Source organism: Moraxella oblonga NBRC 102422, assembly GCF_001598275.1.
Lineage (GTDB): Bacteria > Pseudomonadota > Gammaproteobacteria > Pseudomonadales > Moraxellaceae > Moraxella > Moraxella oblonga.
The window spans coordinates 1-24,502 of record NZ_BCYQ01000033.1; the positions used below are offsets into that span (position 1 = coordinate 1).

26 protein-coding genes and 1 pseudogene are annotated in these 24,502 nt (G+C 42.0%); 4 read left to right on the forward strand and 23 right to left on the reverse strand.

Going from position 1 to position 24,502, the window contains the following annotated elements; translation table 11 throughout:
• Window positions 1-213: 213 nt before the first annotated feature.
• From folD to alaS, 23 genes and pseudogenes are all read right to left on the reverse strand, one after another.
• Window positions 214-1,065 carry a bifunctional methylenetetrahydrofolate dehydrogenase/methenyltetrahydrofolate cyclohydrolase FolD gene (gene folD, locus MOB01S_RS09025; RefSeq protein ID WP_066804207.1) on the reverse strand — a complete coding sequence of 284 codons (852 nt, stop codon included), beginning with the start codon at window positions 1,063-1,065 and terminating at the stop codon, window positions 214-216.
• A gap of 39 nt (window positions 1,066-1,104) precedes the next feature.
• The gene (clpA, locus tag MOB01S_RS09030) at window positions 1,105-3,348 is read right to left on the reverse strand and encodes an ATP-dependent Clp protease ATP-binding subunit ClpA (protein ID WP_066804210.1); all 2,244 of its coding nucleotides are present in this window, start codon (window positions 3,346-3,348) and stop codon (window positions 1,105-1,107) included.
• A gap of 7 nt (window positions 3,349-3,355) precedes the next feature.
• The gene (locus tag MOB01S_RS09035; RefSeq protein ID WP_066804213.1) at window positions 3,356-3,658 is read right to left on the reverse strand and encodes an ATP-dependent Clp protease adaptor ClpS; all 303 of its coding nucleotides are present in this window, start codon (window positions 3,656-3,658) and stop codon (window positions 3,356-3,358) included.
• 64 nt (window positions 3,659-3,722) lie between these two features.
• The gene (locus tag MOB01S_RS09040; protein WP_066804216.1) at window positions 3,723-4,445 is read right to left on the reverse strand and encodes a hypothetical protein; all 723 of its coding nucleotides are present in this window, start codon (window positions 4,443-4,445) and stop codon (window positions 3,723-3,725) included.
• A gap of 105 nt (window positions 4,446-4,550) precedes the next feature.
• A complete protein-coding gene (locus MOB01S_RS09045; protein WP_066804219.1) occupies window positions 4,551-6,218 on the reverse strand; it encodes a fructose-specific PTS transporter subunit EIIC in 1,668 nt (555 codons plus the stop codon).
• Between the two features lie 7 nt (window positions 6,219-6,225).
• Window positions 6,226-7,194 (reverse strand): 1-phosphofructokinase family hexose kinase, encoded by a 969-nt coding sequence (locus MOB01S_RS09050; protein WP_066804222.1) that lies wholly within the window; start codon window positions 7,192-7,194, stop codon window positions 6,226-6,228.
• On the reverse strand, window positions 7,195-10,062 hold the full coding sequence (gene ptsP / locus MOB01S_RS09055) for a phosphoenolpyruvate--protein phosphotransferase (RefSeq protein ID WP_066804225.1): 2,868 nt from the start codon (window positions 10,060-10,062) through the stop codon (window positions 7,195-7,197).
• Window positions 10,063-10,307: 245 nt separating this feature from the next.
• On the reverse strand, window positions 10,308-10,664 hold the full coding sequence (locus tag MOB01S_RS09060) for a SirB2 family protein (RefSeq protein WP_066804229.1): 357 nt from the start codon (window positions 10,662-10,664) through the stop codon (window positions 10,308-10,310).
• 4 nt (window positions 10,665-10,668) lie between these two features.
• Window positions 10,669-11,145 carry a transcription elongation factor GreA gene (gene greA, locus MOB01S_RS09065; RefSeq protein ID WP_066804287.1) on the reverse strand — a complete coding sequence of 159 codons (477 nt, stop codon included), beginning with the start codon at window positions 11,143-11,145 and terminating at the stop codon, window positions 10,669-10,671.
• 324 nt (window positions 11,146-11,469) lie between these two features.
• Window positions 11,470-12,741 (reverse strand): LPD3 domain-containing protein, encoded by a 1,272-nt coding sequence (locus MOB01S_RS09070; RefSeq protein ID WP_066804231.1) that lies wholly within the window; start codon window positions 12,739-12,741, stop codon window positions 11,470-11,472.
• A gap of 158 nt (window positions 12,742-12,899) precedes the next feature.
• Window positions 12,900-13,055 (reverse strand): 50S ribosomal protein L33, encoded by a 156-nt coding sequence (rpmG, locus tag MOB01S_RS09075; RefSeq protein WP_003659281.1) that lies wholly within the window; start codon window positions 13,053-13,055, stop codon window positions 12,900-12,902.
• Window positions 13,056-13,079: 24 nt separating this feature from the next.
• Window positions 13,080-13,316 carry a 50S ribosomal protein L28 gene (rpmB, locus tag MOB01S_RS09080; RefSeq protein WP_066804233.1) on the reverse strand — a complete coding sequence of 79 codons (237 nt, stop codon included), beginning with the start codon at window positions 13,314-13,316 and terminating at the stop codon, window positions 13,080-13,082.
• 214 nt (window positions 13,317-13,530) lie between these two features.
• On the reverse strand, window positions 13,531-13,875 hold the full coding sequence (locus MOB01S_RS09085; RefSeq protein WP_066804235.1) for a HopJ type III effector protein: 345 nt from the start codon (window positions 13,873-13,875) through the stop codon (window positions 13,531-13,533).
• A gap of 88 nt (window positions 13,876-13,963) precedes the next feature.
• Window positions 13,964-14,131 (reverse strand): annotated as a pseudogene (gene csrA / locus MOB01S_RS09090) (carbon storage regulator CsrA); the annotation flags it as partial.
• Between the two features lie 142 nt (window positions 14,132-14,273).
• Window positions 14,274-15,560 (reverse strand): aspartate kinase, encoded by a 1,287-nt coding sequence (locus MOB01S_RS09095; protein ID WP_066804240.1) that lies wholly within the window; start codon window positions 15,558-15,560, stop codon window positions 14,274-14,276.
• Between the two features lie 40 nt (window positions 15,561-15,600).
• Window positions 15,601-15,801 (reverse strand): hypothetical protein, encoded by a 201-nt coding sequence (locus MOB01S_RS09100; protein WP_066804243.1) that lies wholly within the window; start codon window positions 15,799-15,801, stop codon window positions 15,601-15,603.
• A gap of 28 nt (window positions 15,802-15,829) precedes the next feature.
• Window positions 15,830-16,282 carry a hypothetical protein gene (locus MOB01S_RS09105; protein WP_218016089.1) on the reverse strand — a complete coding sequence of 151 codons (453 nt, stop codon included), beginning with the start codon at window positions 16,280-16,282 and terminating at the stop codon, window positions 15,830-15,832.
• A gap of 49 nt (window positions 16,283-16,331) precedes the next feature.
• Window positions 16,332-16,817, reverse strand: coding sequence for a hypothetical protein (locus tag MOB01S_RS09110; RefSeq protein WP_066804249.1), 486 nt, complete (start codon window positions 16,815-16,817; stop codon window positions 16,332-16,334).
• Between the two features lie 58 nt (window positions 16,818-16,875).
• Window positions 16,876-17,304 (reverse strand): hypothetical protein, encoded by a 429-nt coding sequence (locus MOB01S_RS09115; protein WP_157073952.1) that lies wholly within the window; start codon window positions 17,302-17,304, stop codon window positions 16,876-16,878.
• 148 nt (window positions 17,305-17,452) lie between these two features.
• Window positions 17,453-17,767 carry a hypothetical protein gene (locus tag MOB01S_RS09120; protein ID WP_066804253.1) on the reverse strand — a complete coding sequence of 105 codons (315 nt, stop codon included), beginning with the start codon at window positions 17,765-17,767 and terminating at the stop codon, window positions 17,453-17,455.
• A gap of 100 nt (window positions 17,768-17,867) precedes the next feature.
• Window positions 17,868-18,230 (reverse strand): hypothetical protein, encoded by a 363-nt coding sequence (locus MOB01S_RS09125; protein WP_066804261.1) that lies wholly within the window; start codon window positions 18,228-18,230, stop codon window positions 17,868-17,870.
• Entirely contained in the window at window positions 18,230-18,481 is a 252-nt protein-coding gene (locus MOB01S_RS09130) for a hypothetical protein (RefSeq protein WP_066804267.1), read from the reverse strand. Before MOB01S_RS09130 ends, MOB01S_RS09125 begins: the two co-directional genes overlap by 1 nt.
• Window positions 18,482-18,602: 121 nt before the next feature.
• The gene (gene alaS, locus MOB01S_RS09135) at window positions 18,603-21,275 is read right to left on the reverse strand and encodes an alanine--tRNA ligase (RefSeq protein WP_066804272.1); all 2,673 of its coding nucleotides are present in this window, start codon (window positions 21,273-21,275) and stop codon (window positions 18,603-18,605) included.
• Between the two features lie 264 nt (window positions 21,276-21,539).
• Between alaS and MOB01S_RS09140 the strand changes: the two genes are divergently transcribed.
• From MOB01S_RS09140 to MOB01S_RS09155, 4 genes are all read left to right on the forward strand, one after another.
• Window positions 21,540-21,740, forward strand: coding sequence for a hypothetical protein (locus MOB01S_RS09140; RefSeq protein ID WP_066804275.1), 201 nt, complete (start codon window positions 21,540-21,542; stop codon window positions 21,738-21,740).
• 101 nt (window positions 21,741-21,841) lie between these two features.
• Window positions 21,842-23,605, forward strand: coding sequence for a type IV pilus assembly ATPase TfpB (gene tfpB, locus MOB01S_RS09145; protein WP_066804278.1), 1,764 nt, complete (start codon window positions 21,842-21,844; stop codon window positions 23,603-23,605).
• 102 nt (window positions 23,606-23,707) lie between these two features.
• Entirely contained in the window at window positions 23,708-23,977 is a 270-nt protein-coding gene (locus tag MOB01S_RS09150) for a hypothetical protein (RefSeq protein ID WP_066804281.1), read from the forward strand.
• Window positions 23,974-24,327 carry a hypothetical protein gene (locus MOB01S_RS09155; RefSeq protein ID WP_066804284.1) on the forward strand — a complete coding sequence of 118 codons (354 nt, stop codon included), beginning with the start codon at window positions 23,974-23,976 and terminating at the stop codon, window positions 24,325-24,327. Before MOB01S_RS09150 ends, MOB01S_RS09155 begins: the two co-directional genes overlap by 4 nt.
• The last annotated feature ends 175 nt before the right edge of the window (window positions 24,328-24,502 follow it).

Genomic DNA, 24,502 nt, shown 5'->3' on the forward strand with positions numbered 1-24,502 from the left:
ACAATGATAATCAGAAACAAATCCCTATCCCAACCATACTCATAAAATTTTACAACACCACAAATTTTCAATACCATTAAAAACTTATGAGGATAATTGCAATGACATTCTATGCCTTTAAATACTTATGACAATTTTAAAATTCTGTGAATGCACATTCGTTGGGTAAAAATGTGATAAAAAAGGCGGAAATACTCCGCCTTTTATTGATTGTTATTCGTTGACTTCTTTCTCGCCTGCCTCAACCGTTTGGTGAATTAGCGTATTAATCGTCATCGGTCCGACACCGCCCGGCACTGGCGTATAAAAGCTAGCAATGTCTTCAATACCACCAAGCTCAATGTCGCCCACACCGCCATTGGGTGTTGGGTGAAAACCTGCATCTACCACAACCGCCCCTTGTTTAATCCAGTCTTTTTTGATAAGCTCAGGCACACCCACCGCACCAACAACAATATCAGCTTGGCGGACATGGTCAGCAAGATTGACCGTCTTAGAATGACAAATGGTCACGGTACAGTTGGCATTTAGAAGCATCATCGCCATAGGCTTACCCAAAATGGCACTACGCCCCACCACCACAGCGTGTTTGCCCGATAATGGCACCTTATAATGATTTAGTAAGTGCATGATGCCCTGTGGTGTTGCCGAGCCATAAGCTCTCTCACCCATTGCCATACGCCCAAATCCCAAACAGGTTACGCCGTCCACGTCTTTGGCAAGAGCAATCTCATCAAAGCATACACGCTCATCAATGTGATGTGGTACAGGGTGTTGGAGCAAAATGCCATGTACATCAGGGTTGGCGTTGAGTTCACGGATTTTGGCAAGTAGCTCATCGGTGGTGGTAGAAGCAGGCATTTCTACACGAATGGACTCCATGCCCACTCGTTTACAGGCATTGCCTTTCATACGAACATAGGTGGCTGAAGCTGGGTCATCGCCCACCAAAATGGTTGCCAAAATTGGCGTACGTCCTGTTTTTTGTTTCAATGCCTGTACACGCTTTGATAGCGATGTTTCAATTTGGCTTGAAAGTTTTTTACCATCTAGTAAAATTGCCATAAATTCACCTTTGATATAAATTGATACAAATTTGTCAGGTCATGCCAGTTCTGCCGTGTCTGTCGCCACCACCTCAAACTGCAACTGACCATCATTTAAAATAACTTTCACCACCCCACCATTCATCAGCTCACCAAACAGCAACATCTGTGCCAATGGTTTTTTAAATTCATCAGTAATGAGTCTTGCCATAGGTCTTGCTCCCATAAGTTTGTCATAACCTTTGTTTGCCAAATAGGATTTGACATCATTGTCTACATGTAAAATAACATTTTTACTTTCAAGCATACCTTGCAATTCAATGATGAATTTATCCACCACCGATAAAATAACTTCTTCGGATAAAGGAGCAAATTGTATGGTAGCGTCTAGGCGGTTACGAAACTCTGGGCTAAAGGTACGTTTCATCGCCTCACTATTATCGGTGCTGTGGTCTTGGGCGACAAAACCCATAGAAGCACGGCTGATACTTTCTGCCCCCACGTTGGTAGTCATGATAAGAATGACTTGTTTAAACGAGACGCTTCTGCCATTATTGTCAGTAAGCATGCCATTATCCATGACTTGCAAAAGCAGATTAAAGACATCGGGGTGGGCTTTTTCTATCTCGTCAAGCAAAAGCACGCAATGTGGGTACTGGCTGATTTTTTCGGTCAATAGTCCGCCTTTATCATGACCCACATAGCCAGGCGGTGCACCTATCAGGCGTGAAGCCGTATGAGCCTCCATGTATTCGCTCATGTCAAAACGAACAAGCTCCACCCCAAGCGTAAAGGCAAGTTGGCGAGCGATTTCGGTTTTGCCTACGCCTGTCGGACCTGCAAACATGAACGAACCTATCGGCTTATTGGCAGGTTTGAGTCCTACCCGTGCCAATTTAATCGCATCTGAAACTTGCTTTATTGCCTCTTCTTGCCCAAACACCATTTGGCATAAATCTCGCTCCAAATTTTTTAGAGCTTTGGTGTCGTCTGCCGATACAGATGCAGGTGGTATGCGAGCGATTTTGGCAATCACTTCTTCAATCTGTGGTACATCAATACTCGTCCCACCGCCGATGAGTTTGACCCTTGCCCCAGCCTCATCAATGACATCAATGGCTTTATCAGGCAAAAATCTATCATGAATGTGGCGTGCTGACAACTCCACCGCCTTGACGATTGCCTCATCGGTGTAGCTAACAGCATGGAATTTTTCATAATGTGATTTAAGCCCTTGCAAAATCCCAATACTGTCCTCAATGCTAGGCTCTTTGATGTCAATTTTTTGAAAACGTCTGGATAAGGCATTATCTTTTTCAAAAATTTGACGATATTCATTAAAAGTGGTTGAACCAATACAACGTAGCTCACCATTTGCCAGTGCAGGCTTAATCAAATTGGATACGTCCATGCTACTGTTCATGGACGACCCTGCACCGATGATTGTGTGAATCTCATCAATAAACAATACGGCATTGGGTTGCTTTTTAAGGGCTTTTAGCAAATCCTTAATGCGATTTTCAAAATCTCCACGAAACTTCGTCCCTGCCACCAAAGAACCGATATCCAGACCATAAATCACCGTATCTACCAACGGCTTTGGGGCTTTGCCATTGACAATCAGCCAAGCAAGCCCTTCGGCAATGGCGGTTTTGCCCACGCCTGCATCACCCACCAAAAGTGGGTTGTTTTTACGGCGACGACACAACACTTGGGCAGTACGCTCTATCTCGTCCATGCGTCCAATCAGAGGGTCGGTCAATCCATTTTTGGCACGCTCGTTAAGATTTTGGGCGTAGGCTTGGAGAGGGTCTTTTTTGGGGATTTTTTTACCTTCTGTTACCAGTTCATCAACGTCCTCATCATCGTCATCATGCTGTTTTTTACCATGCGAAATCTGTCTCATCACACCAAGTCCAGAAATGCCTTGTGCTTTCAAAAAGGCAACCGCCTGACTGTCTCGTTCACGAAAAATAGACACCAAAACATCAATGCCTGTTACCAAACCGCCTTGTCCGCTACTTTGCACATGCCAAATGGCTCGCTGAATCACCCTATCAAAGGCTTTGGTGGGCAAAGGCGTACCAACATTTGTCATTTTGGGAATATAAGTATTGATGTAATTGGTCAACTCATCGCTTAACCGCTCAAAATCCACCCCACACAGGGTCAAAATCGCTTTTGCCTCACCGTCTTTTAGCAAACCAAGTAATAAATGCTCCACCGTAATAAATTCGTGGCGGTTTTTTTGGGCAAATTCCATCACTCGTTGACGAGTTTGTTCAAATTCATGACTAAACATATTTTTCCTAAATTTTTTCTAAGGTAACAAGTAAAGGATACTCAAATTTTTCTGCCAAATTCTCAACCTGCATGATTTTCATCTCGGCAATCTCTTTGGGATATACCCCCACCTTTGCCTTGCCTTTGTGATGAATGTCAAGCATGGTTGCCACCGCCTTTTCAATATCAAAGGCAAACACATCAGTCAGTACAAACACCACAAATTCCATCGTGGTGTAATCATCGTTGTGCATGATGATGGCATATAAAGTCGGCTCATCAAGTTTGGTGGCAACATCAGTATCTAAATCAGTATCAAAATCAGTCATATCCAAGATGTTTTAAACAAATCACAAAAACAAAAGCCCACCAAAATGGTAGGCGTAGGTAAAGTTATTTTGAGCCAATGGGACGCTCGCTGGCATATTTATTTTCAGAGATGGCGACCGCCTTGCCCTTTGTCCAGTTGTAAAGTGCTTCTACCCTTTTGTTATCGGCGGATATTTCCACTTTCATCTGACTTGGTTCAAAGTTTTTTGGCATGACAAATTTACCACGAATATAAGCCATACCTTTGACATCATAGACAGGCTTGACAGGCACATCAACCTGATTGGTAGGGTTAAGCAAGGTCAGTTTGGTAACGACATTGGTCGCCCTACCCGTTCTATCAATCATCGCCACATCTAAACGATATTCGTAGGTTTTTTCGGGCAATGGCTCAATTTCTGCCGCCAACACCTTTAACAGCCCACCATCTTTCTCAACCACTTCATCCATCAAAATGGTGTTGAGTTGTTTAAGTTGAAGATTTTCGGTTTTGGTTTTTTCGCTTTGTTCACGCAGATTTTCTAGATTTGATAAGCTAATATCACGCTCTTGGACGACAGCGTCTAGTTGTTGTTTTAAACTGGCGACTTGTAGCGAACTTACCTGAGATTGAGCTTCGTCAGATTCGCTGGTTGCATAAACGCTACGCACGCCTTGTCTATGCCCTATTTTATAACCAAACATCAGTGTGGCAACCGCAACAATCGTCAAGGCAATGGCAAATAACGCCAAAATCTTTTGTGTATGAGTGTAAGATTTGTGATTGAGAATTTTTAAAAATTTCATGACAAATTTGCCAAAGAATAAAATCGCACCATTATACCAAACTACCCCCTGTAATGAAATAGGGTTGATTGCTTTTTACAATCAACCCCACCAACAATTCTTGGTTTAAGGATTATTAACCGCATCCTTTTGGCGAATAAAGGCATAAATCACACCCGTCAAGACCGAACCTACGGCAATCGCCATCAAATACATGATGGGTTGTGTTACAAATGGAATCACAAAAAGTCCGCCATGTGGTGCTTGTAGCCCTATGCCAAGCCCCATAGAAATAGCCCCAGCAGTCGCCCCACCAATGATAGAAGCAATGATGACACGAGCAGGGTCAGCCGCCACAAATGGCAATGCCCCTTCTGAAATAAAACACAACCCAAGCACAAACGATGCCTTACCTGCATTTTTTTGGTTGTCGTTAAATTTATTTTTGGCAATCCAAGTAGCAATCGCCATACCAATCGGTGGCACCATACCGCCAGCCATCGCCGCTGCAATTGGTGTAAATACCCCAGAGGCAATCATACCCACCGAAAAAGTATAAGCCGCTTTATTGACAGGTCCACCCATGTCAGTACACATCATCGCACCCAAAATCAGTCCCAAAATGACTGCGTTGGCGTCGTTCATGGTTTTTAGCCATTCGGTCAATGCCCCCATGAGACTTGCCACAGGCGGGTTAATGGCATAAACCATGAGCAAGCCTGTGATGAGCGAGCCAAGTAGTGGCAAAATCAAAATAGGCTTTAAAGAAGTTAGGCTTGGTGGCAATTTGATAACATCATTTAAAAATTTGACGGTATAACCCCCCAAAAATCCAGCGATGATACCCCCCAAAATCCCCGCTCCTGCTGTATTGGCAAGCATGCCCCCAATCAAGCCTACCGCAAGTCCGGGTCTATCAGCGATGGAGTATGCCACATAACCAGAAAACACTGCAATCATCAAGGCAAAAGCACTACCCCCACCAATGTCCATCAAAGCTTTTGGCAATCCCATGGCAATGTTAGGGTCTTTGAAGGCTTCAATACCAAACATAAATGACATGGCAATGAGTAAACCCCCTGCCACAACCAGTGGCAACATATGCGACACACCTGTCATTAGATGTTGGTAAATTCCTTTTTTCTCATTGCCAGTAGCCGTAGCGGTATCACTGGCGGTATTGTTTTGACCTTGATAAATGGTGGCTTCTGACAAAGCTTTATCAAATTCTTGGGCGGTTTTTTTCAGAGCCAGCCCTGTGGAGGTACGGTACATTTTTTTGCCAACAAATTTGGATAAATCTACATCAATGTCCGCCGCCACAAACACCAAGTCTGCTTGTGCCACTTCATCAGCAGTAATGACATTGCCCACACCAACTTGACCACGTGTCTCAACCTTGATGTCCCAACCTTTTGATTTGGCATAGTTTTCAATTGCTTCTGCTGACATAAAGGTGTGAGCCACCCCCGTTGGGCAAGCGGTTACCGCCACTACTTTATAAGCAGTATTTGCCACAGGTGTAGATTTTGGCTCGTTGTCTACCAGCACCGTAGATAGCAATGATGACAAATATTCAGTATCCATAAGACGGGCGGTGTTGATTTTTTGGGGGTTTAATTGCCCAATCTCATCACCCAAACTAATCACAGTTGCATTGACAATATTTACCGACCCATCGGTATCAATAATAACATCTGCGCCATGTGCGGACAAACTGCTTGCTATTTGTTTAGCAATCAAAAGCTCAAAGGCGGATTGTACACGAATGATAAAATGTTTTGAAAATGGCATAACTCACCTATGATAATTGTTCCACTTGGGTTTGGCTAAGAAGTTCGTTTAAAATCAAGGGATTGGGTACATTGACACCCACCACCATAACAGCATGAGCAGATAGAGCAGTGGCAAAACGCAGTACATCCTCATTGGATTTTTGTTCGTCTTCTTGGGTCAATAGCCCAAACATCATGCCTGCCACCATTGTATCGCCTGCCCCTACCGTACTTTTAACACTCACAGTTGGGGGTGTGGCACGATACAGATTCTCTTGGCAAAACCAATGTACGCCTTTGTCGCCCATAGACACCAAAATATTTTTAATGCTGGCTATTTGGCTAATAGCAACTTTTTGGTTATCAAGCACCGTCATATCGCCACCAAAAACGGCTGACAACTCGTCATTGTTGGGTTTGATGAGCCACAGTTGATGAGTTAGGGCAATTTTGAGGGCTTCACCACTCACGTCCACCGCCACCTTGTCATGTTTGTTTGTCAGTATGTGAAGCAGTCGGTCAAAATCTTGACCATCAAAACCATTGGGCAAACTGCCTGCCACCAGTACTGCATCCACACCCTGCACAAGCATCTCTAGTTTGGCAAACAGCTCATCTTTGTCTTTTTGGGTAACGACAAAACCTTGACCGTTAATGTCGGTGGTACGTCCATTATCCACCAACTTAACATTGGTGCGTGTTGCTCCTGCCACCTTGACAAAACCATCAGTAATTTTGCCAATGCCTTCTATACTTTTAAAATCTTCATGACTGGCAAATAACGCAGAAAACAACTCATCATTATCCAACCCCAAAAAACCAGATGCCACACCATTAACCCCAAGCTCGGATAATACATGAGCAACGTTTAAACCCTTGCCTGCAGGAGTGGTTTGACCATGAGTGGCACGATTGACCGCCCCCAATGTCAAACTTTGTAAGGTAATTGTCATGTCAATGGCGGGGTTTAGAGTAATACAAAGTACAGCTTTCATTTATACCCCCGTCAATGCACGCACTTCATTGGCACTGCGACATCTTAGGGCTTTTTTGGCAAGCTCTTGACAAGCTGTCAAATCAAGCCCACGCACAAGCTCTTTGGTGATAGGAATGCTTGATTTTGACATAGAAAGTTCGTCCACGCCAAGCCCAAGTAAAATCGGCACTGCCATTTCATCACCAGCAAGCTCACCACACACTCCCACCCATTTGCCATGAGCATGAGCCGAATCTACCGTAAACTTGATAAGTTGTAATACGCTTGGGTGCAAGCCATCGGCATCTTTTGAAATGGTAGAATGCCCACGGTCAATCGCTAGGGTATACTGCGTCAAATCATTCGTACCAATGCTAAAAAAGTCCACTTCTTTGGCAAAATCATCTGCCAAAATTGCCACGCTTGGTACTTCAACCATGATACCCACTTGGAGTTTATCATGAGGGTATTCAGCACGCACTTCATCTAGTATCGCTTTGGCTTGTTGCCATTCCTCAAAACGACCAATCATTGGAAACATAATTCGCAAATCTTGACCCTTAGAGGCACGGATTAAAGCAATGAGCTGGTTTTTGAACAAAGTAGGCTCCTGTAGGCTTAGACGAATGCCACGCACACCCAAAAAGGGATTTTCTTCGGCAGGCATGGGCAAATAAGGCAATGGCTTATCACCGCCCACATCCAATGTACGCACCACGAGTGGGCGACCATCTAGAGCCTCAAATACTTTGGTATAATCCACCATTTGCGTTTCAATGTTGGGCACTTTGGTGTGTGCCATAAACACAAGTTCAGTGCGAAGCAGTCCCACCGCTTCTGCCCCTTTTGCCACTGCATCTGCTGTGTCGTTAACATTGCCAATATTCACTGCGATTTCTACACGATGACCATCTTTGGTTATGGCAGGTTTTTGGCAATGCTCTAAGGCATGGGCTTGCTTTTGACGTAGGATTTCTTGTTTTTGTTGAGTGGTTTTTACAAGTTCATCATCAGGTGCAATAACCAACGAACCCTCTTTGCCATCAATCAACACCATCTCGCCATTTGCCACATCAAGTACACTCGTGCCAGCACCCACCACGCAAGGAATGCCAAGCGAGCGAGCCACGATAGCACTGTGTGAACTTGCCCCACCTTGTGCAGTCAAAATCCCAAGCACATCTTTGGCATCTAATTTGGCAACATCAGACGGCAACAATTCATCTTTGATAAGTACATACGGTTCGCTTGGGGGGTTGTCTAGTGTTTGCCCCGTCAATTTGGCAAGCACTTTTTGACCCACATCTTTTAAATCCATTGCACGTTCGGCAAGGACATGATTGGAAACACTAGATTGAACTTTAACCAAATGCTCAATAAAAGTCGCCCAAGACGCTTCGGCACTCATGCCGTTGTCAATGCCATCTTTTGCCCCATGCGTGATTTCTGTATCATCAAGCAGTGCCAGATGAGCAGTAAAAATCTGAGCAATGGAGGCACTTTTGGCGTTTTGTATTGTGTCATTGAGTTCATCTTTTACATCATTGATGGCATCTTGGAGTCGCTTCCATTCATGGCTTGGATTGTCGCCCATCATTTCATACTTAAACTGCACATCTTTGATGACATAAGCTTGACCCACCGCAAACCCTGATGATGCAGGGGTGGCAAATGCTTTTTTGCCTTTTTCAATAATCATGCTAGCAAGTTTTGATTTTTGAGCAAGTTCATCGATGAGTTTGTCGGCGATTTTGGCATTATTGATGGGTACAACTGTTTCGCCCAAACCTTGATTGACCGCCTTGATGACTTTTTGCAATACATCAACAGCATCTGTGTTGGGTTCGGCGATAAATGTCAGCTCCTGCCCATGCGTTGCCCCCAATGACAAAAGACGGGTTAAACTTTTGGCAGAAACATAACAACCATCTTCTAGAGCAACTTTTATCTGTCCTGTGGCAGTTTTGGCAATATCAGATAAAATGGTCGCAGGTCTGGCGTGCAAACCATGCTCATTTAAGATAATGGCAGTACTCACTTTCCAATCAAGTGATAGCTCCGCCCCAATCTGCTCGGCAATCTGAGTGGTGGTCAGTTCAGGCAACTTGGTACTAAAACTGCTATCTAGCATACAATCGTACACATAAGACAACCTGTCCAAATCAATGTCATCAGCATTCACCACCGTCATCAACGTATGTACAGGCACACCTTGATGTTGCATGGTTTTATTTGCAACCGTAATGGCAACAGCAGATTTTTTGGCACAGCCACCCGTCAAAGTCGCACACCACACATCTTTGGTAAGGGGCGTGAGGTTGGTTTGTACAAAACAACTGCCTAAAATCTGTTTTTCTTTCAACAAATTAACAGTGTATTGATATAATCCATCAATATCATTGACATTTAGTTTAGTTTTGATGAGGTTTTCGTGTAAAATCAAAGATTTGCTAGACAGCACCTGACCTGTCAAAATCGCCACAATCTCATCAGCACTCTGAGCATTTTTAATCAAATCTTCTACATCGGCTCCAAGTGCTTGGGTCAGGGATTTTAGAATACCCAAATGCTCATCGCTTTTGGCACTAATCGCCACCGCCACATATACCACATCCCCTTCGTCATTCCACGTAATGCCATCAGGAAAATGCACCACACGCACACCTGTTTGTTTGATATGCTCACGAGATTCAGGCGTACCATGTGGTATGGCAATGCCCTGCCCCAAATAGGTGTTAGATTGACCTTCACGAGTGATGAGTCCTGCCAAATATTCACTATCCGCCAAGCCTTCGTCAGCCAATAATTGAGCCACGATACGCAGAGCTTCGTTTTTGTCATCTGCTTTGGCATTCATACGCACGTGTGTTGGGTCTAAAATGAGCATGATTTTCCTTATAAAAATTATGGAATTACATCAAAAAAAGAATATTATCCGCAGATTAGGCGGTCATTAATTTTAGCATTTTTTGGGAGATTTTGTTGTTATTTTTATTATTTTTTGTATATCATTTTATTTTTTTATAATGTAATAAAATCATCTATTTTTATAAAAAATAACTTAATAAATATGCAAAATACCCAAATAAAAAAGCAAACTTTTGACGGTTTGCTTTTTTATTTGATTTTAGTTTACAAGTTAGGTTTGGCAATGGCAAGCCACACAATCCCAACATAAGCCACACCAGCAATGAGAAATCCTGCTTTGGTATGAGGCAAAGTTGTGGTAGGACGTATGGCTTTGATATTGGCAGACACCGCCATAACAAGCAATACTATCTTTGCAAATACCCATGCTTGAAAGCCTGCCTCTTGGTAAAGTTGCCAAAATAGATATAACCCACTCGCCACAAGCGTGGTATAGATGGCATGACTTGCCCCCTTAAAGGCTTTATTTAGGTTGGGCTTTACGCCACGTACCACAAAGCTGACTTGGTAGAGGTACAGAGCAATCGTAACAACTGCCATCAGCATGTGCAAATGTTTCATAACATCACTCGTACAATACTTCTAAAATTTCAAATTCTACCATACCGCTTGGGGTTTGGATTTTGGCTTCATCCCCTTCGGATTTGCCAATCAAGCCACGAGCAATCGGCGAATTGACAGAGATTTTACCCACTTTAAAATCCGCTTCATCATCACCAACAATCTTGTAGCGTTTCTCTTCACCTGTATCTAGATTTTCAAGCAAAACAGTAACACCAAACACCACACGCCCCTCTTTTGGCAATGTGGCAGGATTGATTACCTGAGCTCCACCCAACTTCGCCTCAATATCACGAATGCGAGCCTCGCACAGACCTTGCTGTTCACGGGCGGCATGGTATTCGGCATTTTCTTTAAGATCACCATGTTCACGAGCCTCAGCGATGGCAGTGGTAATGCGTGGGCGTTCTACAGTTTTTAGTTGTTTGAGCTCCGCCTCTAAGCTGGCGTGTCCTTCTGGGGTCATGGGGTAGCGTTGCATCGTTGCCTCCAAATCAAAATCGTACATATAGCGAAAAACACCACGCCAAAATGGGTGGTGTTTTTTAAATCTAAGTTGTGATGCATATTCTAACATCTAAAATATAAATGTCAAGGGCTTAAAGTCGGTTGATATCAATCTATTGACCTATTGACAACTTGTGCATTTATGTTATACGTCTACTTAAATGTTATGGTAAATTCCATTCAAAAACAAACAAAGATTTTTTGTTTGTGGATTACCATCATCATAACCATTAACCATCTTTTCAAAAGGGGCAATTGTGGTTTGTGAGCGACCACCATCATTAAGCAGTTGATTGATTCACCCAGAAGTCTCATCAAACTCCACCGCCTCAATCAACACATTATCAGGACTTGTGGCGGTAAAAATGCCAGTGCCAGCACAAGGGTCTAGCACTTTTCCGCCAACAAACCCAAGCTCACGAGCTAAATCCCACATACCAGATGCCAACTCTTTGGGAGTGTAATACTCATAATCCGACCCTCTTTTACCGTCCGCCCCGGTCAAGCCCCCACCATTACCACTATACTGGGCTAAAATTGCCTTATCCTCATCGGTTAAATCAGCAGGCGTGATTTGCCCATTGTCCAATTTATCCAAAATCGCTATGGCATTATCATTGGCTTTTTGGCGAGCGGTTTTGGTGCGTGGAATGGTAATGTTGGTGCGATCAAAGGGTTTGGGATTGTTTGGCAACGGTAAATGATTGGTTGGCGGTTCGGTTTTGTCGTTGCCGTCTTGTCTATCGCCCAATATTTCATCGCCCACTTCATTGCCATTTTCGTCAAAAACAAATAGGTTTAACAGCATATCACCCACACTAATATTGGCATTTAGTCTATCAAACACAAAATCATCTTGACTTTCTTCATTGAGTTTGTTATTATGATGAGCATAGGCATTGTTTGATGTATTCCACGAATGCGTATCGTGGATTAATGTATCATACAATGCCTTATTTTTTCCTAATGCCGTCCTAGGCACTCTCACATCATATTGCAATAATCCGTTGGCATCTTCTTCAATAATAACCTTAACTGTTAATTTCATACTGGCTAATTGAATGGGTGTCTCTAAGTGATAGTAATATTCTGCGTGAGCTTTTTTGTCTTTCTTGCCATTGATTTGCTTATAATCACCAACCCCACGAGCCTGCTGAATAATCCGCTCAATACCATGTAGAATTTGCAATTTAATCACTTGATGCGACCACGCCAACATTTCACGAATGCCACGACCATTCAACAATACATCACGACCTAAAAAATTGTTAAAAATGTATTTGCCATTGTCGCCAGCAAGGTTTTCTAAATATTGTCGCACTTCATCACGCAATAGTTGTTTGTTGTTTTCTTGCTCAAAATCCAAGTTGTGATTTTCAAATTCTTTACCATTAATCACAACCGCTTCATCATCACGCTCCACATCACCATCAAAACCTGCAATTTCACTTCCAAGCTCAACCAAATCTTGCAAATCGCCCAAAGTCCCAAGTAACTCATACTCGCCCAATTTATCGGTGTCCACCCACCGATAGGCTTGTAGTTCGTCTTTTTTAAGGTGAATTGACATATCATCATTTACCACGCCTGCAAAACGGTGGCTGATACCACCTGTGGCGTGACTTTTGTCATCATAAAAAAACTTATGTGGTGTATTTTGAGTTTAGGTGACCATATCAATGTAAAATAAAAAAACCGCCCAATCTGGGCGGTTTTTGAATGCTAAAATTACTTGATTTTGGCTTCTTTAAATAAAACGTGTTGGCGAATTTTTGGGTCAAATTTTTTGATTTCCATTTTGCCAGGCATTGTGCGTTTGTTCTTGGTGGTGGTATAAAAATAACCAGTACCAGCAGTAGAAACAAGTTTGATTTTATCTCTCATAATAAAGTATCCTTAATTTGTCAATTAGATTTTTTGACCTTGGGCGCGTAGGTCAGCAAGCACTTTTTCAATGCCGTGCTTATCAATAATACGCATACCCTTAGAAGAGACACGAAGACGCACAAAACGGTTTTCAGATTCTACCCAAAAACGATGGTTGTGTAGGTTGGGTAGGAAACGGCGTTTAGTTTTGTTGTTGGCGTGTGATACGTTGTTACCCACAAGTGGGCGCTTTCCAGTCACTTGACATACACGAGACATGGTGAACTCCTAAAATAGTAATATTGGCACGGATATTGAGCGGTATCGGTTGTGCCGTTTGGACAAGGTGTCTAAGGTATGGTATGGACATGACACGAATTTGACCAAACTATTTAAGTTAAGCCAGTTTGCTGATGTTAAAGGCGACAACAGCCACTACGGCAGAAAATTAAAGCTAAAATTCTAGCAAATATTTTGTAAATTTGCAAGTAAATTATTTAGCAGTCAAAGCCAGTATTGGCATACCAAAACCCTGCCAACCATAATGAATGAAATTACGGATATTGGCATGGTCGTTACCATCTGGTGTTTCTAGTACTGCCTGATAATGTTCAGCAAATAGAGTTAAGGTGTCTAGCTGATTCAATCCATGTAGTTTGGCAAAACTAAACACTTTGGCAGAACCTTCATTGGTGCCAGCAGGGTTACTCACTTCACCGTTTTGAAAAGCAGTAGGGGTATAATGATAATTACTATCAATAAAAGCAATCACATCTTTGAAATTGACTTCCCCAGTACTGATACCATGCAATAAGGCTGAGACGAGCGTATTACTCATGGGGGATTCCTTAGCGGTTGTAGTAGTCATCATCAAAAGATGGCGGGGCAAAGCCACCTTGCTCCAAATGACTCATGTGCATCTGCATAGAACGCTCGTGTTGAATGCGTTGGTAAATCTCTTCACGGTGAACGGCAATGTCTTTTGGGGCATTGACACCCAAACGTACTTGATTGCCCTTAACGCCCAATACAGTAACACTGACTTCATCGCCAATCATTAGGGTTTCGCCGACACGGCGGGTTAGGATTAACATAATAGCTCCTTGCTATAAAAACAATGCTATAAAGCAAAACAAAATTACCCAAGTTGTTATTATAAAACTTCTTGGGTAACTTGTCAGCTATTTTTATAAAATTTTACGCAATCATTATGATTGGTAAATCTTATGGTTACAATTACAGCCCAGCCACCTTACTTTCGCCGTCTTCACGGTCAAGCCCAAAGGCGGTGTGCAAGGATTTGACTGCCTTTTCCAAATGCTCTTCTTTGATGAGTACAGAGACCTTGATTTCAGAAGTTGAAATCATTTGTAGGTTGATGTTTTCGGACGCTAGGGTTTGGAACATTTTGCTGGCAACGCCTGCGTGCGACCGCATACCCACACCAACAATAGAGACTTTGACCACATCGCTTGTGCCGATGATGTCGGTTGCACCAATGTCATCTTTGACTTGCTCATTTAAGATTTGCATTGCCTTGTCAAAATCGCCACGAGGCACGGTAAAGCTAAAATCGGTTACGCCATTTTCTGAAATGTTTTGGATAATCATATCTACTTCAATGTTGGCATTACCAATGGGACTTAAAATAGCAGAGGCAATGCCAGGGCGGTCTGGCACGCCAAGTAGGGCAATTTTTGCTTCATCACGATTAAAGGCAATGCCTGAGATTACAGCTTTTTCCATATCATCTCCTTCATCAATGGTAATCAAAGTACCAACAGTTTTTCTAAATTCATCATCAAATTTGCCATCTGTGCCTTCATCAAAGCTAGACAGCACTCGCACAGGCACTTTGTACTTACCTGCAAATTCTACTGAGCGGATTTGCAAGACCTTTGAACCAAGAGATGCCATTTCTAGCATTTCTTCAAAGGTGATTTTGTCAAGTTTTTTTGCCTTAGAAGTGACTCGTGGGTCGGTGGTATAGACGCCGTCCACATCGGTGTAAATTTGGCATTCGTCCGCTTTTAATGCAGCAGCAATGGCAACACCTGTGGTATCTGAACCACCACGCCCAAGCGTGGTAACATTGCCAAATTCGTCCACTCCTTGAAAGCCTGCAACAATCGCTACTTTGCCAGCGTCAAGTACGGCTCTAAGCTTTTTGTCATCAATGGTTTGAATACGGGCTTTGGTGTGGGCAGAATCGGTGGTGATGGCAACTTGACTGCCTGTAAAAGAGACAGCTTCTAGTCCCAAATCCTTTAATGCCATTGCCAAAAGAGCGATAGAGACCTGCTCGCCTGTGCAGACCATTTGGTCATATTCTCGTGGGTCTGGGTTGTTTGTGATTTCTCGTGCCAAGCCAATCAAGCGGTTGGTTTCACCGCTCATTGCCGAGACCACGACCACCAGTTGGTTGCCATTATCGTGCCAGCGTTTGACTCGTTTGGCAACATTTTTAATACGGGTGGCATTCCCCATTGAAGTACCACCGTATTTTTGGACGATTAGTGCCATAATGTTTCCTTATAAAATAAAATGGCTTTGGAAAATAAATTTAAAGTTTTAATTTAAATAATATAAAATAAGCTGTATAAAACATCACGCCAATAAAAATATAAATAAAAATCGGATATTCCTTATCAGTAAAACGAGAGCCAAAAGAAGTCGTGTCTTTTGCTCCATTGGTTGAAACCATCAACAAGCCACTAAACATAATGGCAAGAATTAACCAAACAATATATGTTAAATTTTCCATAATTTACCACCGATTTAAATTGAATTTGTTATTGATTTAAATAACTTTCAATATACTTTTTAATTTCTTTTAAAGTATTTGGGTCATTAAAACAATATCCCAATAATTCACCTTTTTGATGATTGCCAACAATTTTAAGTGCATTTTTTATTGAAGGATTATAAATTATTTTTAATTTTTTAATCTCATCAAAATCAATGGTTGTTAAGGTATTGGATAATGGTATTTTTGGAAAACTAATCGCATTATCTGTAACAATCACTTTTTTGGGCGGTTCTTTGGATTTTTTGATTAAAAAAATTCCAAATAAAATCGCAAATATCGCAATCATAATACCAAAAGTTTGGGTTGAATGCGACAAATTTTTTGGTGTTAAGATTAACATTGGAATATTTAAGAATATGCCACACAATAATATCCATACGCCTGTACTGCTTGGAATACGATAATGATATTCTTGATAATATGTCGTTACCATCATTTCCTTTTAATTGGGCGTAGGGTGCGTAATACGCACCGTTATATACGCCTTACAAATTAACCTTACTTTTAACAAATTCTACCACTTCATTAAATTCGTCAATATTGGCAAAAGATTGACTGCTCAAAACGCATTTGCCGTCATCGGTAAATAAAGATAAAGTGTGCTGTTTGCCGACATTTTCTAATTTTAATTTGTGAATTTCGTCATACGCCAAAGTAACGATTTGATTGGAAATGGGTTTTTTGGGCAAAGTAATTTGCTCATCTTCCACAATTACATAATTAGGGGCTTGAAAGGATTTTATGGTCATCAATAAACCTAACACTGTAAGCCCAACCATTATTATTGTTGAAATAATCCAAAACCAATCCGCCATTTCTGCTGATAAAATCTCCACACCCCTACGAGTTAAAGGTTTATCATTGTTTAAGGCTTTGGGAATGCCATAAAAAGAAAACAAACCAAAAAATAGCAAAGTAAAAATACTAATGCCTTTTGGTATTCTATATTCGTATTCTTGATAATATGCCATTACAATCATTTCCTTTTAATTGGGCGTAAGGTGTGTAATACGCACCGTTATACACGCCTTACAAATTAACCTTACTTTTAACAAATGCTACCAATTCATTAAATTCATCAATATTATTAAAACCTTGACTGGATACTACGCATTTTTTGTTATTAATAACAAATTGTAATGCGGGTATTTTATAAATCTCAATGGTTTCAAGCTCTCTCATTTGATGATAATGCACTGTCATTGTTTTTGGCGATAAAAAATTCTTTTTAAAAGTAATGTCGTAGTCTGTTACAGTAATGGGGTAATGATAATTAAAAAATAAATACAATCCCAATAATGCCAAACCAATAAATAGCATAAAAAACACATCGCCAAAATAGGGCGGTAACATTGAATATAAAGCAATCACACCACCAGCCGATATTATGCTCATAAAAAATACAATCAATCCACCCATTCTTGGTATTTCATATCTGTATTGTTTGTGGTATGTCATTTTTATTCCAAATATTAACTTAAATATTATGCCTCTTTAATTCAAAATAAAACGCCACCGCCATTATCATCAACGCCACAAAAATCCATACAACATAAAACAACCAATAATTTTTTAACTTTAAATTTTTGGCACGATACTTTTTGGGTTATCGTGTTCTTAAAAATTCTTGACATTCATAAATCTGTGATTTTTTAAAACCATAACGAAAATAACACAAATCTTCGGCTTCTTTTTGTTGTTCTTTATCTAAATTATCATATTCTACAAAGTCGCATTCACCACAATGCATACCGTTATAAAATTTAAATTGCAAACTGGGTCGTTTTTTGATAAAAAATTCTGATGCCCAACCATCGTGGCGACCAATAACTTCCAAACCAACCACCAAATAAAAAATGATGAAAATTACAAGCAACACTCTAAAAGTCCACTTAAAGAATGCAATATCCATCTCATTCATAATGCTATCCAAACAGTTATTTTAAGTGTGGGTAATTTGTAGAGTTAGGGGCAATAAAACCAAAATCTTTTCTTAATTGAGCATCTATGTACTTTACAAATTAAATTAATTTTTCCAAAGTTGGCAAAGCAAATGGCGGATGAATGCCAATGTCCACCAACACAATTTCATCATTTAATTTTTGATAGTGCAAAACATACTCGCTTGTTTTATCACCATCATCGCCCTTATATTCTGGAATGCCAATATGATAATGCCATAAACAATGCTTTTGAGCGTAGTTAAAATTGGCTCTTTGGCGTTTGGTGCGTGGGTTGGTTGGGGCAGAAGATTTATTGCGTCCCACTAAGCCTTTTAAGCCATTATCGCTAACATATTGCACAAAATCCAGTATTTTTTGTTGATGTTCGTCCGATAAAGTAAAAAATAAGCGAGAAAAATAATTGCTGGTACGCACTTTCATTATAAATTCGCCTGCAAAAATTGTTTAAAAGCCCCTAAATCTTTTAAGGCGGATTTTGGTATTTCTACGCTGTTTTTTAATCTATCCTCTGCTGTTTCTAAGCCCTGCATTGCAACTTTCATTCGCTCAATGTCAAAATAAATTTCATCATCACAAGCAAATTCATACAGCAATTCCTCAACCGTAACGCCTGCTCTTTTGGCTTTGGCAACAATTAATTCTACGGTGGTTGGGGGTAGGTCTAATATCATCGTTTGGTTTTTCCTTATTGGGCATATCAACCGAACTGGTGCTAAGGATTTATGGGGGCGTATTAAATACGCCCTTTGCAAGCATTGTGTTTGTTGGGCGTGTTCAACACGCCCCTACAACTCACACCAACTTCGCACTTAGCTCATCTTTTAGATTTGCCAGCACCTTATCAAGCCCAGCAACATCATTTGCTCCCCCTTGGGCAAAGTCAGGCTTACCGCCCCCTTTACCGTCAAGGCTTTCGCACAAGGATTTGATGATGTCGCCTGCTTTGACTTTGGCGGTCAAGTCTTTGCCGACACTTGCGGTTAGGGCGATTTTACCGTCTGATACGCTTGCCAAGATTGCCACGCCATTATGCAGTTTGGATTTGACATCATCCGCCAAAGAGCGTAAACCCTTAGCATCCACGCCCTCTACCTTGGCAATCAGTACAGGCACGCCACCGACATCAGCCACCTTATCCATCAAGGCTTTTGCCTCAAAACTGGCAAGCTTTTGGGTGAGTTTCTCAATCTGTTTGTCGCTGTCTTTGACCTTGTCGGTCAAAATAAGCACTCGCTGAAGCACCTCTTCTCGTTTGGCTTTAAATTCTTTGGCAAGCGTATTTAACACTCGCTCGCCTGTTTGGATATAACGCAGTGCCGCCGCCCCAGTCAAAGCCTCCACACGGCGAATGCCAGAGGCAATAGAGCCTTCGGAGACGATTTTAAACAGTCCAATATCGCCTGTTTGACGAATATGAATGCCACCGCACAACTCAATGGAAAACTTGGATTTGTCGGCATTTTCGCCCATTGTGATGACTCGCACGACTTCGCCATATTTTTCGCCAAACAATGCCATCGCCCCTTTTGCTTTAGCGTCATTGATGTTCATATATTCAATCAAAACAGTATCGTTTTGGGCGATTTTGTCATTGACAATTTGTTCTACTTTTTCAAGCTCATCTGTGGTAATGGCATTGTCATAAGAAAAGTCAAAACGCAAGACTTGACTAGATACCAAAGACCCTTTTTGGGCAACGCCATCGCCCAGCACTTCTCGAAGGGCTGCGTGCAAAAGGTGGGTGGCAGAGTGGTTTTTAGCAGACGACCATCTGACATCGGCAATCACTTCGGCAAAGCCCTTTTGCCCTACCTCAATTTGCCCCATTCGCACTTTACCATAATGGATAATGGCAGTGCCTGATTTTTGGGTGTCTTCCACCACAAACACGCCTGTATCGGTGGTAATCTCGCCAATCTCGCCCACTTGACCGCCACTTTCGGCATAAAAAGGCGTCTCATCAAGCACCAAGACCCCTTCATCGCCCTCAGCTAAGCTCTCCACCGCCTTGCCGTCATTGTACAGGGCAACAAGCTGGCTGTCCGCTGTTAAGGTTTCATAACCAACAAATTTGCTTGGTGTGTCCACCTTAATCAGACTGGTATAATCTAGGGCAAATTTGCCTGACTCTCTGGCACGAGTACGCTGGGCTTCCATTTCACGGTTAAAGCCTTCTTCGTCAATGCCAATCTCTTTTTCACGCAAAATATCAGCCGTCAAATCATAAGGGAAGCCATAAGTATCATACAGTCTAAATGCTGTTTCACCAGAGAGCGTGTCGCCTGCATTCAAGCCATCAAGCTCGCCTGATAATAGGCGTAAGCCTTGGGCTAAGGTTTTGGCAAATTGTTCTTCTTCTTTTAGAATAACCGCCTCAATCTCCTCTTGTTTGGCAACAAGCTGTGGATAAGCCTCGCCCATCTGACCGACAAGTGCAGGGACGATTTTGTGGAAAAATGTTCCCTCCGCCCCCAATTTATTGCCGTGTCGTACCGCACGGCGAATAATACGGCGTAAGACATAGCCACGCCCCTCGTTGCCGGGCTTGACACCATCAGCAATCAAAAAGCTCACCGCTCGGATATGGTCAGCAATCACCTTAAAGGACGGCTCATAAGTGCAATCCACGCCAATGACAGTAGCGGTCGCATTCATCAGATTGACAAACAGGTCGGTTTCGTAGTTGCCATATTTGCCCTGCATGACCGAACTGATTCGCTCCAAGCCCATGCCTGTATCCACCGATGGCTTGGGTAAAGGTTCTAGTGTGCCATCTTTTTGGCGGTTAAACTGCATAAATACGCAGTTCCAAATCTCAACATAACGGTCGCCATCTTCCTCTGGTGTGCCAGGCAGTCCACCCCAGATATGCTCACCATAATCATAAAAAATCTCACTACAAGGTCCACAAGGACCGGTATCGCCCATCGCCCAAAAGTTGTCCGACTGATACAGTCCGCCTTTGTCGCCAATACGAATGATTCTCTCGGGTGATAGACCAATGTCTTTATGCCAGATGTCAAACGCCTCATCATCGGTATGATAAACGGTAACATACAGGCGGTCTTTGGGCAGTCCAAGCCAGTCAGGAGAGGTCAAAAACTCCCACGCAAATGCCAAAGCGTCCTTTTTAAAATAATCACCAAAGCTAAAATTGCCTAGCATCTCAAAAAAGGTGTGATGACGAGCGGTGTAGCCAACATTGTCAAGGTCATTGTGCTTGCCCCCTGCACGCACGCACTTTTGTGAGGAGACCGCACGCACATAATCCCTTTTTTCAAGACCTAAAAAGGTATCCTTAAACTGGTTCATGCCTGCATTGGTAAATAACAGCGTGGGGTCGTTGTGAGGGACAAGCGATGATGACTCCACAGGCGTGTGGTTTTTGGATTTAAAAAAGTCAATGAAGGCTTGACGTACTTCGTTTAGTTGCATGGTTTTAGTAGGAGTAAATGGCGTAGTCATGCGTAAAGTGTCCAAATTTGGCTTGTGATTTCAACAAACAAGCGAATTTATGTTCATAAGTGTTTAATTTTATCATAAACTGCCACAATTAGCAGTAATTTTTCTCAAAATTTGGTTAAAAAAGCGTTCATATTGATAACTTTTTAGAATGAATTTAAAAGCCATAAAAAAATTATGTAATTTTTGACAAAAACGCTTAACATTTGCCTAAAAAAGGTGTATAAATAGACTAAAATTTATCCACAAAAAATGAGGGGATTTAACATGAATGTGCCACTTTTTAGTGCGATTTTTTCCATTGCCTTTACAGTCATTATCGGTGTGTTGATGGTGGTGGTGTTTGTCAATAATTTAAGCAATATGCAAACGATACTAGGAGCTGTGGCAGTGGGTACACTCATTAGTTTGCCGATTGCGTTTGGGGTTACCAAAAAGTTAAGTGCGATTACAGGCAAACCCAAATAAGAGTGCATTTAAAAACCGCCATGCTTTTTATGAGTGTGGCGGTTTTTTATTTGTCCAAAATCATGATAAAATGACAGATTATTTGATAAAAGGTAGCTGGTATGTTTTCGTTTGTGGTGGATTTACGGTGGTGTTTGGACGAATTGTTAAAAGAAAACCGCATTGACCAAAAATCATACAATCTGGTGATGACATCACGCAAAGACCCCAATCTGCACCCTGTGCCAGTGATTGGGGGGTTTCGTTTGCCTGATTTGACAGATGCTACCAAGCCTTTGACGGTGGATAGGCTAAACGAATGGCTTGCCAATAAAGCTAAAAAACCATTTGTTAAAATTGACCCTTTAAAGCTTGATGTACCAAGCATTACCAAAATCATGTCTTATGAATATGCCAAGACTCAACACATTTTACCAATAGAAGTGCGTGATGATGTGGTGGTGATGGCGACAGACCAACCATTTTATACGGATTGGCATGATAATATTCGTCAGATTATCAGACCAAAAGAGTTTACGATTGTCTATATTAGTCCTGAGCAGATTGGGCGGTATCGTACCGAATTTTACCAAGTTACTCGTGCCATTGCAGGAGCAGACATCGCCCAAAAAAAGGCGAGTGCGGATGTAACCAATGTTGAAGCCTTGTTGCAATTGGGAGATAATAGTAACCCCGATGCCAATGACCAGCATATTGTTAAGGTGGTGGATTGGCTTTTGCAATACGCCTTTGACCAACGGGCAAGCGATATTCATTTAGAGCCAAGACGAGACACAGGCAAGGTGCGGTTTAGGATTGATGGCGTTTTGCATACGGTTTATGAAATGCCGTCTGCGATTATGACCGCCGTTACCGCTCGTATTAAGATTTTGGGTAGGCTTAATGTTGCCGAAAAGCGAAAACCGCAAGATGGACGATTGAAGACTCGTACGCCAAAGGGACTGGAAACCGAACTTCGTCTTTCTACCTTGCCCACCGCCTTTGGTGAGAAACTTGTGATGCGGGTATTTGACCCAGAAGTGTTGGTGCGGTCATTTGCCCAATTGGGCTTGCAAGACAAGCAGTTGGCAACTTGGAACGAACTAACTTCCCACCCAAACGGCATTATTCTTGTTACAGGTCCGACAGGTTCTGGCAAAACCACCACGCTATATAGCACACTAAAACAGTTGGCAACCGAAAGTGTCAATGTGTGTACCATTGAGGACCCCATTGAGATGATTGAGCCATCTTTTAATCAAATGCAGATTAACACAAGCATTGATTTGCATTTTGCTGATGGCATTCGCTCACTGATGCGTCAAGACCCTGATATTATTATGGTGGGGGAGATTCGTGATGGCGAGACGGCAGATATGGCAGTGCAAGCCAGCCTAACGGGGCATTTGGTGCTATCCACACTGCACACCAATGACGCCCCAAGCTCCATTACTCGTTTGCACGATTTGGGGGTACAGCCGTTTTTGACTTCGGCAACGATTTTGGGTGTGATGGCACAACGGCTGGTTCGTACCCTTTGCCCCCATTGCAAAAAGAGTGAAGAGGTGGTAGAAGGTAGCCCCCTTGCCCTGCAATGGCGTGAGCTTGTCGCCCCTTGGAATGCCAATCCACCCAAAGAGCTTTATCACCCTGTTGGCTGTGATGAATGCCGTAATACAGGCTATAAAGGGCGTGTGGGGCTGTATGAGATTATGCCCTTATCCAATGAACTCAAAAAACTGATTGCCAAAGATGCAAGCCTTGACGACCTTAAAAAACAGGCATATAGTGAAGGGGTTTTGCCATTACGCATTGAAGGGGCAAAACGCATTGCCGAAGGGATTACGACTTTGGAGGAGGTTTTGAGGGTGGTGCCACTTCATTAGGGTTGATAAATGATTGTATTGTCATTTTCTAATAAAATTTGTGATTGATTGGATGGGCAAAATAAATTAAGGCTTGGTTGTTGAATTATTAAGGTAAAAAATATGCTAGATATTGCTCCACACATAGAACAGATGATTATCACAAAAGCCAATCAGCAAGGCATAACAGTCAATGAGCTGTTATTACAGACCTTTGCTGATGATGAGGAGGCCTATTATGAATGGTTTTATCAGCACCATTTTGATATTGATAAGCTAAGTCAAGCCATTGGCGAATATGATGAGCGTGGTTGTGCTAAAAACACCCATACCGTACCTCATTGGGCATTAACGGATTTATCAAGTTTTGATAAATGGCTGGCAAGCGTATGAATGTAGAATTTTTGGATAGTTTTAAAACTTGCCTAGCAACATTTGATGATGAGACACGGCAAGCCATCTTAACCTTTGTGTTTTATGTTCGCCAACACGGCTTAAAGGGGCTAACAGGGCGTAACAAGTCATCAGTCCCCATAAACCCACGCACCAAGAAAGAGCAAGCCAATTTTGAATATGCCCAAAAACATTGCCTTTGGCATTATCATATCGGCATACCGCATTATGTGGGTGATGATGGCGATAAAACAAGCCAATATATCCTACATTACCAAAGATTTGATGATAGGATTGTGTTATTGGCATTATCCGCCCACCCACCTTTTGTATTGCCAAATGTAGAATGATTTAACCCTTTTGCAAGGCTATGAGTGGCTACCGAACGGCGGTTATTTTTCATACCTTAGACCGCTTGCCTTGTATTTTTTTGTCAAGGTATGGATAAGATAAGGTATGAATATGGGATTGTATCAATTTATTTAACCGAAAAACAAATTTATCACTAGACCTCCTACAAAACCC

Excerpts from the sequence above, each read along its gene's own strand:
- MOB01S_RS09130 (WP_066804267.1), bottom strand. The coding sequence starts at position 18,481 with ATGATATTAGACCTACCCCCAACCACCGTAGAATTAATTGTTGCCAAA.
- ptsP (WP_066804225.1), bottom strand. The coding sequence starts at position 10,062 with ATGCTCATTTTAGACCCAACACACGTGCGTATGAATGCCAAAGCAGAT.
- greA (WP_066804287.1), bottom strand. The coding sequence starts at position 11,145 with ATGCAACGCTACCCCATGACCCCAGAAGGACACGCCAGCTTAGAGGCG.
- MOB01S_RS09085 (WP_066804235.1), bottom strand. The coding sequence starts at position 13,875 with ATGAGTAATACGCTCGTCTCAGCCTTATTGCATGGTATCAGTACTGGG.
- MOB01S_RS09095 (WP_066804240.1), bottom strand. The coding sequence starts at position 15,560 with ATGGCACTAATCGTCCAAAAATACGGTGGTACTTCAATGGGGAATGCC.
- folD (WP_066804207.1), bottom strand. The coding sequence starts at position 1,065 with ATGGCAATTTTACTAGATGGTAAAAAACTTTCAAGCCAAATTGAAACA.
- MOB01S_RS09035 (WP_066804213.1), bottom strand. The coding sequence starts at position 3,658 with ATGACTGATTTTGATACTGATTTAGATACTGATGTTGCCACCAAACTT.
- MOB01S_RS09040 (WP_066804216.1), bottom strand. The coding sequence starts at position 4,445 with ATGAAATTTTTAAAAATTCTCAATCACAAATCTTACACTCATACACAA.
- MOB01S_RS09060 (WP_066804229.1), bottom strand. The coding sequence starts at position 10,664 with ATGAAACATTTGCACATGCTGATGGCAGTTGTTACGATTGCTCTGTAC.
- MOB01S_RS09050 (WP_066804222.1), bottom strand. The coding sequence starts at position 7,194 with ATGAAAGCTGTACTTTGTATTACTCTAAACCCCGCCATTGACATGACA.
- MOB01S_RS09045 (WP_066804219.1), bottom strand. The coding sequence starts at position 6,218 with ATGCCATTTTCAAAACATTTTATCATTCGTGTACAATCCGCCTTTGAG.
- MOB01S_RS09140 (WP_066804275.1), top strand. The coding sequence starts at position 21,540 with ATGAATGTGCCACTTTTTAGTGCGATTTTTTCCATTGCCTTTACAGTC.
- rpmG (WP_003659281.1), bottom strand. The coding sequence starts at position 13,055 with ATGAGAGATAAAATCAAACTTGTTTCTACTGCTGGTACTGGTTATTTT.
- tfpB (WP_066804278.1), top strand. The coding sequence starts at position 21,842 with ATGTTTTCGTTTGTGGTGGATTTACGGTGGTGTTTGGACGAATTGTTA.
- MOB01S_RS09115 (WP_157073952.1), bottom strand. The coding sequence starts at position 17,304 with ATGACATACCACAAACAATACAGATATGAAATACCAAGAATGGGTGGA.
- rpmB (WP_066804233.1), bottom strand. The coding sequence starts at position 13,316 with ATGTCTCGTGTATGTCAAGTGACTGGAAAGCGCCCACTTGTGGGTAAC.
- MOB01S_RS09150 (WP_066804281.1), top strand. The coding sequence starts at position 23,708 with ATGCTAGATATTGCTCCACACATAGAACAGATGATTATCACAAAAGCC.
- MOB01S_RS09155 (WP_066804284.1), top strand. The coding sequence starts at position 23,974 with ATGAATGTAGAATTTTTGGATAGTTTTAAAACTTGCCTAGCAACATTT.
- MOB01S_RS09120 (WP_066804253.1), bottom strand. The coding sequence starts at position 17,767 with ATGAATGAGATGGATATTGCATTCTTTAAGTGGACTTTTAGAGTGTTG.
- MOB01S_RS09125 (WP_066804261.1), bottom strand. The coding sequence starts at position 18,230 with ATGAAAGTGCGTACCAGCAATTATTTTTCTCGCTTATTTTTTACTTTA.
- MOB01S_RS09110 (WP_066804249.1), bottom strand. The coding sequence starts at position 16,817 with ATGGCATATTATCAAGAATACGAATATAGAATACCAAAAGGCATTAGT.
- MOB01S_RS09105 (WP_218016089.1), bottom strand. The coding sequence starts at position 16,282 with ATGATGGTAACGACATATTATCAAGAATATCATTATCGTATTCCAAGC.
- clpA (WP_066804210.1), bottom strand. The coding sequence starts at position 3,348 with ATGTTTAGTCATGAATTTGAACAAACTCGTCAACGAGTGATGGAATTT.
- MOB01S_RS09100 (WP_066804243.1), bottom strand. The coding sequence starts at position 15,801 with ATGGAAAATTTAACATATATTGTTTGGTTAATTCTTGCCATTATGTTT.
- MOB01S_RS09070 (WP_066804231.1), bottom strand. The coding sequence starts at position 12,741 with ATGTCAATTCACCTTAAAAAAGACGAACTACAAGCCTATCGGTGGGTG.
- alaS (WP_066804272.1), bottom strand. The coding sequence starts at position 21,275 with ATGACTACGCCATTTACTCCTACTAAAACCATGCAACTAAACGAAGTA.